An 11,850-nucleotide genomic window follows, 5' to 3' on the forward strand; every position below is an offset into this window, starting at 1 on the left:
CATCTGTGCTGGTAGCGCACGCCCCCGAGGTCAGGGGCACAAACTGTCAAAGCCGTACGCTATCACCGGGACAGCAACTCGCCGGCAGCGACGACCACGTCGGCCGTGCCGAAGCCGGCCGGTGCCGGCCCGTCCTCGACCACCACGGCCCGCAGATCCTCCAGCGGCTCCGCGTCGAGCCCGTCGAGCACCACCGCGTCGGCGAACAGATGGGTAACCCATTCGTCGGCGAGCGCCTCGCTCGTGACCTCGCCGGGCAGCACCAGGGACGCACCGGCCGCACCGGCCGCCACCACCTCCAGCAGCGCCGTGGGAGAATCCGCGCGGCCGTGCCGGAAGATCCGGGACTCGAAGTTCAGCTCCGTGCGCGCCCGCAACAGCTCGACCGCCGAGGCCAGGTCGTCGTAGCTCAGGGTGGCACCGGCCGCGACGAATGCGGGATCCGCACCGCGCAACGGCCGCGTCCGGTTCGCATAGGTCACCGGCCGCGCCGACTCCCCCGCGATCTCGCCGATCACCGCCGGATCGTCGAGCACCAGCCAGTCGACGCCGCCGGCGGGCGCCGGCCCGGCCGTCAGCCCGGCCTTGATCTCCGGTGTCTGGGGAAGTTCCGAGCCGTCGCCGGCGGGAACCACCGCGGCCCCGGCCTTCAGCACCGCCCAGGCCGCCACGGTCGCCTCGATGCCCCGATCCAACCGGACCGCCACGCCCGTTCCCGGCCCGCAGCCGCGTCCGATCAGCACCCGCGCCAGCCGCGAGGACCGGGCGCCGAGCTCCTGATACGACACCGCCTCCTCACCGAATGCCAGTGCGGGACCGTCGGGATCGTCCTCCACCGAGGCGGCCAGCGCCTGCGTCAGCGCCGTGCCGTGCGCCGCGACCGGTTCGACCGGTGCGGCGCGCTGCAGCTCGGCCCGCGCCCGCTCCTCGGCGTCCAGCAGATCGATATCGCCGACCAGCACCTGCGGATCGTCGGCCACGGCGGCCAGGACACGCTCGAACCGGCGGCCCAGCGCCTGCACCGTCGACTCGTCGAAAAGATCGGCGGCATAGGTGATCACGGCGGCCAGATCGCCCGCCGAGCCCGCCGCGTCGTACCGGGGCTCCACGATCACCTGCAGATCGAATTTCGCCACCACCAGATCGGTGTCCAGCGCCTCGACCGTCAGGCCCGGCAGCTCCAGCGTCGGCCGCTCGGTGTTCTGGAACGACAGCATCACCTGGAACAGATCCTGCGCGCCCGAACGGTTCGGCGACACCACCTCGGCCACCCGCTCGAACGGGATGTCGGAGTTGGCGAATGCGGAAAGGTCTGCCTCCCTGGCCTTTTCGACCAGCGCGTCGAAGGTGTCGGCGGTGCTCACCCCGGTGCGCAGCGTGAGCGTGTTGACGAACATGCCGACCAGGTCGTCGAGCGCGCGCTCGCCGCGGCCCGCGATCGGCGTGCCGACGGTGATGTCGGCGTTGCCCGTCTGCCGGGCCAGCAGCGCCGCCAGCGCCGCGTGCACGACCATGAACATCGACGAATTATGCTCGCGCGCAATGCGAAGCAGACCCTCGTGCACGGTCGCGGGCAGCTGGAAGCCGACCGCGCCGCCGCGCATCGACGGCACCGCCGGGCGCGGACGGTCCGGCGGCACCAGCGCGGCGCCGGTGACGCCGGCGAGCTGGGTGCGCCAGTAGTTCAGCTGCCGGGCCGCGATCGAATCCTCTTGATCGTCCGTACCGATCGCCTCGCGCTGCCACACCGCGAAGTCGGCGTACTGCACATCCAGTGGCGCCCAACCGGGTTCGCGGCCCTCGACGCGGGCCAGGTAGGCGGTCATCACGTCGCGGGCCAGCGGCGCCAGCGACGCGCCGTCGCCGGCGATGTGGTGCAGCACCAGCGCCAGCAGGTGGTCGTCGCCGTTGTTCAGCAGCAGCCCGCGCACCGGAACCTGGCGCGTCACATCGAATCCGGCGGACATCAGCTCGGTGACCCGGCGCACCGGATCGCTGCCGGCCGCCACCGGCAGCCCGTCCGGCAGCACCTCGCCGACCGGCAGGATCTCCTGATACGGCAGCCCGCCGGGGCCGCCCGCCGGATAGCGGGTGCGCAGCACCTCGTGCCGCTCCAGTACATCGGTGACCGCCTCGCCCAGGGCCCGCACATCCAGCTCGCCGGTCAGGCGGACCGCCAGCGGAATGTTGTAGGACGGCGATTCCGGATCCAACTGGTTGATGACCCACATCCGCTGCTGCGCAAGGGAAAGCGGGAGACGGCCGGTGCGCGGCGCCGGCACCAGCCGCGGCCGGACCGCGGCGCCGGGGACGATCCGCGCCGCCAGGGCGGCCACGGTCGGCGCCTCGAACACCTCGCGCACGGCGACGTTAGAGTCCAGCGCCTCGTTGATCCGCGCCACCGCGCGGGTGGCGAGCAGCGAGTTGCCGCCGAGCGCGAAGAAGTCGTCGTCGGCGCCCACCACGCGCTTGCCGTCCGCCCCGGCCGCGAGCAGTCCGCCGAACACGTCGGCCACCGCCTGCTCGATCGGGTTGCCCGGCGGCCGGAACGCGGCCGAGCCGAGGAACTCCGGTGCGGGCAGCGCCTTGCGGTCGAGCTTGCCGTTCGGCGTGAGCGGGAATGCGTCCAGCACCACGATGGCGTCGGGAACCATGTAGCCGGTGAGGAATTCGCCGACCCGCGACCGCAGCGCGATCGGGTCCAGGCCGGCATCGGTCTCCGGGCTCACGTAGCCCACCAGGCGGTCGCCGGTCTGCTCGTCGGAGCGCACCACCACGACGGCCTGGCCGACCCCGCCGCAGCGCAGCAGCGCCGCCTCCACCTCGCCGAGTTCGATGCGGAAGCCGCGCAGCTGCACCTGCTGGTCGCTGCGCCCGGCATATTCGAGATTCGCCTCGCCGCCGAAGCCGGCCCATCGGCCGACGTCGCCGGTGCGGTACATCCGGGATCCGGGCGGGCCGAACGGATTCGCCACGAGCCGCGCGGCGGTGAGGCCGGGGCGGCCCAGGTAGCCGCGGGACAGCTGCTCGCCGGAGATGTGCAGCTCACCCGCCACCCCGACCGGCGCCGGATGCAACCGGTCGTCGAGGACGTAGGAACTCAGGCCGGGCAGCGCGCGGCCGATGACGCTGGCCGGATTGTCGGCCAGCCGCTCGTCCACGGCCAGGAACGACACGTGCACGGTCGTTTCGGTGATGCCGTACATGTTCACCAACTGCGGTGCGGCGGAGCCGTTTCCGCCGTGCCGCTCGTACCAGCGCTGCAACTGGCGCAGATCCAGCGCCTCGCCGCCGAAGACGATGTAGCGCAGCGCGAACTTGCCCTCGCCACCGGCGCTGTAGGCCGCGCGATCGGCCTCGGCCAGCTGGTAGAACGCCGACGGGGTCTGGTTCAGCACGGTGACCTGCTCGCGAATCAGCAACTCGCGGAACAGCTCCGGCGACCGGGACGTCAGATAGTCGACCACCACGACCGCGCCGCCGTTGGCCAGCGCGCACCACAGCTCCCACACCGAGAAGTCGAAGGCGAACGAGTGGAACAGCGTCCACACGTCGGTCTCGTCGAACTCGAATCGCAGCTGGGTGTTGGCGAACAGCTCCAGCACGTTGCGGTGCGAGACGCCGACGCCCTTCGGCACGCCGGTGGAGCCGGAAGTGTAGATGACGTAGGCCAGATTGTGCGGCCGCAGCGGCGCGACCCGATCGGCGTCGGTGACCGGCGTATCCGGATAGTCGTCGGCCTCCTCCAGCAGCAGGACGGGAAGGTCGCTGCCGGGCAGCGCCGCCCGCTCCTCGGCGGTGGTCAGGATGCAGGCCGGGGCGGCGTCGGAGAGCATGAACTCCAGCCGCTGCGCCGGATAGGCGGTGTCGATCGGGAGGTAGCCGGCGCCGGCGATCAGCACGCCCAGCAGCGCCACCGGCAGCTCCTCGTTCCGCGGAACCGCCACCGCCACCAGCGATTCCGGGCCGACGCCGCGGTCGGTCAGGGCGCGCGCGACGCGGTTGGCCCGCCGCTGCAGTTCGCCGAACGACAGCATCGCATCGTCGTAGCGGATCGCGGTCGCGCCCGGGCGCCGCTGCGCCTGCGTGTCGATCAGATCCACCAGTGTCACCGGGGGAACCTGGGCACCGGCCGAATTCCATTCGCGCAGTACCAGTTCGCGCTCACCGCGCGCCAGCACGTCGATATCGCCCACGACCGCACCGGAATCGGCGGCCACCGCGGCCAGAACGCGGCGGAACCGATCGATGAAATCCTGCACGGTGGCTTCGTCGAACAGATCGGTGGCGTAGGTGAACGCCGCCGACATGCCCTGGGACACACCGCGTTCGTCGACGGTTTCCGCCATCCCGAGCTGGAGGTCGAACTTGGCCAGCGGTACCTCGAGATCCACCCCGGACACCGCCAGGCCGGGCAGCTCCAGATGCGTCTGCGCCAGGTTCTGGAAGGTGAGCATCACCTGGAACAGTGGATGCCTGGCCGCCGACCGCACCGGGTCCAGCAGCTCGACCAGCCGCTCGAACGGCACGTCGGCGTGCCCGAAGGCCGCCACGTCGGTGCCGCGGACCTCGCGCAGCAGTTCGTCGAACGACGCGGCCGGGTCGATCTCGGTGCGCAGCACCAGCGTATTGACGAACATGCCGATCAGATCGTCGAGTTCGGCCTCGCCGCGGCCCGCGATCGGGGTGCCGATCGCGATGTCGCGGGTGCCCGACAGCCGGGCCAGCAGCACCGCGAGCGCCGCGTGCACGACCATGAACAGCGTCGCACCGTGTTCGTGCGCCAGCCGGTTCAGCGCGGCGTGCACCTCGGCGTCGATCTCGAAGCCGATGGTCGCGCCGTGATAGGTGGCCGCGGCGGGGCGCGGGCGGTCGGCCGGCAGCTCCAATTGTTCGGGCAGCGCGGCCAACTGGTGCTGCCAGTAGTCGATCTGCTGCGCCAGTACCGAATCCGGGTCGTCCTCGGTGCCCAGCGTCTCGCGCTGCCAGAGCGCGAAATCGGCGTACTGCACCGCGAGCGGCGTCCATTCCGGCGGCCCGCCCTGCACCCGACCCAGGTACGCGGTCATCAGGTCGCGGGTCAGCGGGGCCATCGAGAAGCCGTCGCCGGCGATGTGGTGCACGACGCACACCAGCACGTGCTCGGCGTCGGCCAGTCGCAGCACACGCAGCCGCACGGGCGGTGCGGTCGTCACGTCGAACCCGCCCGTCACGGCCTCGGCGACGAGCGCGGGCACCTCGGACTCCGCGGCGTCGACCACCGAAAGCTCCGGCGCCGCACGGGGATCGGAGACCGGCAGCACCAGCTGATAGCCCTCGCCGTCCACCTCCGGATAGAGGGTGCGCAGCACCTCGTGCCGCTCCACCAGATCGCCCACCGCGGCCCGCAGCGCGTCCGGATCCAGCGCTCCACTCAGCCGCACCGCGCCCGGAATATTGTTGACCGCGCTGTCCGGGTCGAAGCGGTTGAGGAACCACATCCGCTGCTGCGCATACGACAGCGGGATCCGCTCCGGCCGCGGCATCGGCCGCAGCTGCCGCCCGGCCGCCGAACCGGCGTGCCGTTCCACGCGTTCGGCCAGCGCGGCCACCGTGGACGCCTCGAACAGCAGCTGCACCGGCACCCGCACCGACAGCGCCGACCCGATCCGGGCGGCGGCCTGCGCGGCCAGCAGCGAGTTGCCGCCGAGTTCGAAGAAGTCATCATCGGCGCCCACCCGGCCGGCGGCGGTGGTCACCGGTTCGCCGTCCGGCTCGGCCGGCTCCTGCGGGCCCGCCGGAACCAGCAGCGCCGCGAACACGTCGGCGACGATCTCCTCCACCGGCGTCGACGGCGCCCGGAATTCCCGTGCGGTGAAGGCGGGTTCGGGCAGCCGGGCGCGATCCAGCTTGCCGATCGGCGTCAGCGGGATCTCGTCCAGCACCATGATCAGGGCCGGAATCATGTACGCGGGCAGCGTCTTCGAGAGATGATCGAAGAGTTCTGCAGTATCCGATGCCGCGCCCGCGCGGGTGTCCACGGTGGTTCCGGCCCGCGGCAGCACATACGTCACCAGATTCATGGCGCCCGAGGGCAGGCGGCGGCCGATGGTGGCCGCGAAGTCGACATCCGGATGTTCGGTCAGCGCGTTGTCGATCTCACCGAGTTCGATGCGGAAACCGCGCACCTTCACCTGGAAGTCCGAGCGGCCCAGGAACTCGATGCCGCCGTCGGATTCGTTGCGCCGCACCAGATCCCCGGTGCGGTACAGCCGAGCGCCCGGATTGCCGGTCTCCGCGCCGAACGGGCTCGCCACGAACCGGCCGGCCGTCAGGCCCGGCCGTCCCAGGTAACCCTGCGCGAGCACCGGTCCGGACAGATACAGCTCGCCCACCACCCCGGCCGGAACCGGCCGCAACCGCGAATCCAGCACGAACACACCGACTCCCGGGACCGCGGAGCCGATCGTGATCGGCTCGCCCGGCGTCAGCGCGGTGGACGTCACCAGGATCGTGGCCTCGGTCGGGCCGTAACCGTTGACGAACGACCGGCCGTCCCTGGCCCACCGGCCCACCAGTTCCGGGCCGAACCGGTCGCCGATCACCATCACGGTCTCGATGTCGTCGAGCCCCGCGGGATCCACCGACTCCAGCGCGCCCGGCGTGATCAGCATGTGCGTGGCCCGCTCGCGGCGCAGCAGATCCGCCAGTTCGTACCCGCCGAACACGTCCGGCGGCGACACCACCAGCGTCGCGCCCGAGGAGAACGCGAGCATCAGTTCCAGCACGGAGACGTCGAAATTCGGCGAGCACACGTGCATCACGCGCGAATCCTCGCTCACGCCATAGTGTTCGCGCTCGGCGGCCACCAGCGCGCCGAGGCCGACGTGGGTGACGACGACGCCCTTGGGCCGCCCCGTCGAACCCGAGGTGTAGATGACGTAGGCCGGATGCTGCTCGGTGAGCGGGCGGACACGGTCGGTGTAGGAGATCGGATGCGACGGCCGCGCCGCCACCCGCTCCCGCACCACCGGATCGTCCAGCTCCAGCCAGTACACCCCGGTGCCCAGCGCCGAGCGATGCTCCGCGGTGGTCAGGCCCAGCACCGCACCGGAATCCGCCACCATGTGGTCGATGCGCTCGGCCGGATAGCCCGGATCCACCGGCACATACGCCGCGCCCGTCTTGGCGATGGCCCACACCGCCAGCACCGACTCGATCGAGCGGGCGATGCCGATGGCGACCACGTCGCCGGCGCCGATACCGCGATCGATGAGCTCCCGGGCCAGCCGGGACGAGGATTCGTCGAGTTCCCGATAGGTCAGCTCACGCGCGTCGGCCGGATCGTCGGTCGGGGCGGACCGGATGGCGACCGAATCGGCCGCGGACTCGACCGCGGCGGTGAGCAGCTGTCCGAAGAGCGGGCCACCCGACCGGCGACGACGACCTCCGCGGGCGGAACGGCGGGCAGTTTCCATTCGAGTGCATTCACCTCTCGCGTCCAACAGGTCCGCGCGGCCGAACGAACGTCGGCGCCCCTCGCACGGTCCGGGCAATCATATAGGGGTCGCGACACCGCGGTGTCCGCTGTCGGCACCACGGTGTTTGTTGTGTTCAACGGCGTTCGCGACGCGGCACGTGGTTCGTGCTCGCCGCCATGTGCCGCTCCCTCTAGTCATCGGTACGAGGGTGCCTCGCCGTTGCGCAACCCGGCGAATCAGGTGGGTTGTGTCACAAGATTTACAGCCACCCGCGCCGGATCGCCTGCACACCCGCCTGGAACCGGGTGCTCGCGCCCAGCCGCTCCAGCAGGCTCGCGGTGCGGCGCACGACCGTGCGCCGCGACATGCCCAGCCGCCGCGCGATGGTGTCGTCGGTGGCGCCCAGCCCCATCAGGGTGAGGATGGCGCGATCGCGCTCGTCCAGCGGCTCGTTCGGGTTCACCGAGATCGGCGCGGCCAGCGACCACAGCACGTCGAAGGTGTGTATCAGCACGTCCAGCGTGGGCGAGGGACCGATGCGCAGTCCCATCGGATCGCCGCGCCGCTCGTCGTGATGCAGCACCAGGGCGGCCCGCTCACCGTCGGCGATGACCACCTTCAGCGGCGGATCCGGCAGCGTGCGCGCCTGCGCCCCGGCGGCATTGGTGGCCAGTGCGAACCGCAGTCGATCCGGATCCTGGTAGATGGTGTCCTGATACAGGGTCTGGTAGCGGACCCCGGCATCGATGCGGGCCGACTGCAGGTCGAACAGCCGCTCGGCCTTGTCGATATCGCTGATGTACGGACCGCGCTCGATCGCCCGCACGCCGCTGCGCGCCGCGCGCTGCAGATCCTCGAACTCGGCGATCAGTTCCCGGGTTTCGTACATCGGGGCGACGGTACCGCCGCCCCGCGCGGTGCGGCGCACCGAGCGGAACGTCTCGCCCAGCCGCGCGGCGGCCGCGTGCATGCGTGCCGTCTCGGCCTGGCGACGCCGGGATTCGGCCTCCGACAACGCCTCCGGGGCGTGCGCGTCCCACACGGTGGTCCCATTACTGTCGATACGTACGGCGGCCTGCAGTTCACAGAGGCGGTCCAGCGCCGCCTCGACCGCCTCGAGCGGGCTTTCCAGATAACGGGCGAGTTCGGGAAGGCTGGAGCGCGGATGCTGGACGAGCGCGGCGTACGCCCGCCCGTGCACCGATCTGGGATCGAATAATTCCTGCAAGCCCGTCACACCATCAGCCCCCACAACCGAAGACCGCACCGGCGTCCGGCCATTGACGCCCGCGACGATTACTGCGGTCCCCACGACTGCTGCGACAGGATCACACCCTTACTGGCCAGATAGGGCGCCGGATCCATCTTCGCGTCGCCCGGATCCCAGATCTCCAGGTGCAGGTGCGGGCCGGTGGAGTTGCCGCGGTTGCCGACGGTGGCGATCACGTCGCCGGCGTTCACCCGCTGGCCGACCTGGGTCAGGATGTCGTTGACGTGGCCGTAGACCGCGGTGGTGCCGTCGTCGTTCTTGACCCGCACCCACTGGCCGAAGCCCGACGCCGGGCCCGCCTCGATCACGGTGCCGTTCTCCACCGAGCGGATCGGGGACCCGAGCGAATCGGCGAAGTCGATGCCGGAGTGCATGGCGCCCCACCGGTAGCCGTAGTTGGAGCTGACGGCACCGGCCACCGGACGCACCGCGGCGGGCGGGGCCGCCATCTGGTTCTGCAGGCCCTTGATGACCTGCTCGGCCTGCGACAGCGGGCCGGCCACCTCGGGCGGCAGATTCTGCAGGCCGAAGGGAGCGGGCGGCGCGGGGGCGGCGACCGGTGCGGCCACCGCCGTCGCCGGCTCCGGAGCGGCGGCCTCGGCGGGCTCCGGCTCGGCGGCCTGCTGCTCCGCCTGCTGCACCGGCGCCGAGGCCTTCGCCAGCTCGGCCGTATCGGGGCCGTTGTCGTGCCCGACGGGTAACAGCGGCGCGGCCTGCGCGAACTGGGCGGCGGTGCCGACGATGGCACCGGCGGCCACCGCGGCGCTCGCGGCCAGTTTCACCCGGTCGGTCGTGCGCGGCTCGGCGCGGTGCCGGCTCGGCCGATCGACTACACCCTCCCTGAGCAGGTCCTTCACGGATATGGAACCGGCGGTCTCACGGTGCTGCGGCAAGGCTCGTCCTAGCGTCGATCAACATCGGTGGCATCCCGATCCGAAACCTCGATTTCGGTAACGATTCGGCATACGCTGTGACGGAAACTGTACTCCGCCGTGACCTTTTCGCAACCTTCCGAGGGAAATGCCCAGCTGAAGCGAGTACCGCGGTCCTGATCTACCGTTACCTGAGCCAGACTGGAGGTGTGATCCTCGACGACCTGCGCACCCCGATCGTGCTGGCACCGATGGCCGGCGGACCCTCCACCCCCGAACTCGCCGCCGCCGTCTCGGCCGCGGGCGGCCTGGGCTTCCTGGCCGCGGGCTATCTGAGCGCCGGAGATACCGCCGACCGCATCGTGCGCACCCGGGTCCTACTGGGCAACGACGCCACCCCGTTCGGCGTGAACCTGTTCGTCCCCGGCGCACCCACGCCGCCGGAGCGGTTCGCCGGATACCTGGAGCGCCTGGGCCGCAACCACCCGCTCGGCGACGCGAAGTTCGACACCGACGACTGGGACGCCAAGCTCGACGCCCTGGTCACCGATCCGGTGGCGGTCGTGTCGTTCACCTTCGGCTGCCCGGCGGCGAGCGAGGTGGCCCGGCTGCACGCGGTCGGCTCGGAGGCGTGGGTGACGGTGACGTCGGTGGCCGAGGCACATATCGCGCTGGAGGAAGGCGCCGACGCACTGATCGCCCAGGGCGCCGAGGCCGGCGGGCACCGGGCGACCTTCGTGGACCGCCCGGACGACGACGCGGTCGATCCGCTGTCGACGCTGGCCCTGGTGCAGCTGCTCACCGCGGCGACCGATCGGCCGGCGGTGGCGGCCGGCGGGATCGCCACGGGCGCGGCCGTCGCCGCCGTCCTGACCGCCGGGGCGCGCGCCGCTCAGCTCGGCACGGCCTTCCTGAACTGCCCGGAGGCCGGGACCGCGCCGCTGCACCGCGACGCCCTCGCCATCGACACCCCGACGATGCTGACCCGCGCGTTCAGCGGCCGCCGGGCCCGCGGGCTGCGCAACCGATTCATCCTCGACCACCCCGACGCACCGGCCGCCTACCCCGAAATCCATTACGCCACCGGGCCGTTGCGCAAGCAGGCCCGGGCCGACGGCAACGCCGACGCGGTCAACCTCTGGGCCGGACAGACATACCCGCTGACCAGCGCAGACCCGGCCGGGGACCTGGTTCGTTCGCTGTCCGCCGGAGCGAAAGACGCTCTGAAATCGGCACTTTCGCGGGGAATCCAGGATTGTTGACAACGTTTTTCGTTTAGAATCGGGTGACATCATCCGCCATCCCACGAGGAGAGCGCTATGTCATTGGACGTTCCAACCGCACTACTCGAGCAAGCCGAACGCGGTGAGGTCTCCGACGCCGAGTTCGTCGAATGCGTCCGCACATCGCTGCCCTACGCCTACGAGGTGGTCAGCCGCGTGGCATCCGATCTGCGTTCCGGCACAGCCGAATTCGCCGACAACCAGGTGGCCCCGCCGGACGAGGTGGCCCGCGGCCAGCTGCTGCGCGCCATGGCGTCCGATTCCATCCGAGGCGGCCTGGAACGGCACTTCGGGGTGAAGCTCGCGTTCCAGAATTGCCACCGGGTAGCGGCTTTCCCGCTGTCGGAGGTCGGTGGCGATACCTACACGACCTTCATCTCCACCCGCGCTCAGCTGCTCAACCAGAGCCCGGAACTGCGTAACTGCTGACCGGATACGCCGCCGGCGCGGGTGATCCCCTCCGCCCGCGCCGGTGTCGGTTGCGCACGCTCGCCCTGCCCCGCGCTATCGACGCGGCCGCAGTTCGAGCGTGGTGGATCGTGCCCTGGCACTGGTGATCTCGGAAATGATGCTCGCGGCGTAGCGCTGGTACTTGGTCGCGTATTCGGTATCGATGTCGCCGGCGAGGGCCGGATCGGCCTCGACGAAGGAGACGTCCTGATCGATGCTGCCCGCACGGATCCGGCCGTGCCCGCTCTCGGTCGCCGTGCGGTACCAGGTCGCGGTCGCGCCGTTCACCGAGCGCACGTACAGGCCGCGGTCGTGCCGCACCACCCAGATCGTCACCGGCATCCGCAGCGTCCCGTCCCGGCCGGCGGCCGCCAGACGCAGTTCCTCCATCGCCGCGATCCTGGTGAGCTCGTCGGCCGTCCACTTCGCCATCGACGTCTCCTTCCGGGTGTCCCGTGGTGAAACTGGAAGGTATCTTTCCCTCTCCACGCCCCGGGCCCCGGTTACGACACCGG

Annotated in this window: 6 protein-coding genes; 2 read left to right on the forward strand and 4 right to left on the reverse strand. The window is 71.0% G+C overall.

What is annotated here, in order from left to right:
- Positions 1-62: 62 nt before the first annotated feature.
- From D892_RS0106650 to D892_RS47625, 3 genes are all read right to left on the reverse strand, one after another.
- On the reverse strand, positions 63-7,457 hold the full coding sequence (locus tag D892_RS0106650; RefSeq protein ID WP_024800501.1) for a non-ribosomal peptide synthetase: 7,395 nt from the start codon (positions 7,455-7,457) through the stop codon (positions 63-65).
- 262 nt (positions 7,458-7,719) lie between these two features.
- Complete coding sequence (locus tag D892_RS0106655) at positions 7,720-8,697, reverse strand: LuxR C-terminal-related transcriptional regulator (RefSeq protein ID WP_024800502.1); 978 nt, start codon at positions 8,695-8,697, stop codon at positions 7,720-7,722.
- 59 nt (positions 8,698-8,756) lie between these two features.
- The gene (locus D892_RS47625) at positions 8,757-9,587 is read right to left on the reverse strand and encodes a M23 family metallopeptidase (protein ID WP_232236011.1); all 831 of its coding nucleotides are present in this window, start codon (positions 9,585-9,587) and stop codon (positions 8,757-8,759) included.
- A gap of 224 nt (positions 9,588-9,811) precedes the next feature.
- On the opposite strand from D892_RS47625, the gene D892_RS0106665 reads away from it, so the two are divergent.
- Positions 9,812-10,864 carry a nitronate monooxygenase family protein gene (locus D892_RS0106665; RefSeq protein WP_024800504.1) on the forward strand — a complete coding sequence of 351 codons (1,053 nt, stop codon included), beginning with the start codon at positions 9,812-9,814 and terminating at the stop codon, positions 10,862-10,864.
- 57 nt (positions 10,865-10,921) lie between these two features.
- Positions 10,922-11,314, forward strand: a complete 393-nt coding sequence (locus tag D892_RS0106670; RefSeq protein WP_024800505.1) for an SCO5389 family protein — start codon at positions 10,922-10,924, stop codon at positions 11,312-11,314.
- A gap of 75 nt (positions 11,315-11,389) precedes the next feature.
- On the opposite strand, the gene D892_RS0106675 is transcribed toward D892_RS0106670, so the two are convergent.
- A complete protein-coding gene (locus D892_RS0106675; protein WP_024800506.1) occupies positions 11,390-11,767 on the reverse strand; it encodes a DUF2255 family protein in 378 nt (125 codons plus the stop codon).
- Positions 11,768-11,850 lie beyond the last annotated feature (83 nt).

The sequence above is a fragment of the Nocardia sp. BMG51109 genome, from assembly GCF_000526215.1.
GTDB lineage: Bacteria > Actinomycetota > Actinomycetes > Mycobacteriales > Mycobacteriaceae > Nocardia.

Excerpts from the sequence above, each read along its gene's own strand:
- D892_RS0106650 (WP_024800501.1), bottom strand. The coding sequence starts at position 7,457 with ATGGAAACTGCCCGCCGTTCCGCCCGCGGAGGTCGTCGTCGCCGGTCG.
- D892_RS0106675 (WP_024800506.1), bottom strand. The coding sequence starts at position 11,767 with ATGGCGAAGTGGACGGCCGACGAGCTCACCAGGATCGCGGCGATGGAG.
- D892_RS0106670 (WP_024800505.1), top strand. The coding sequence starts at position 10,922 with ATGTCATTGGACGTTCCAACCGCACTACTCGAGCAAGCCGAACGCGGT.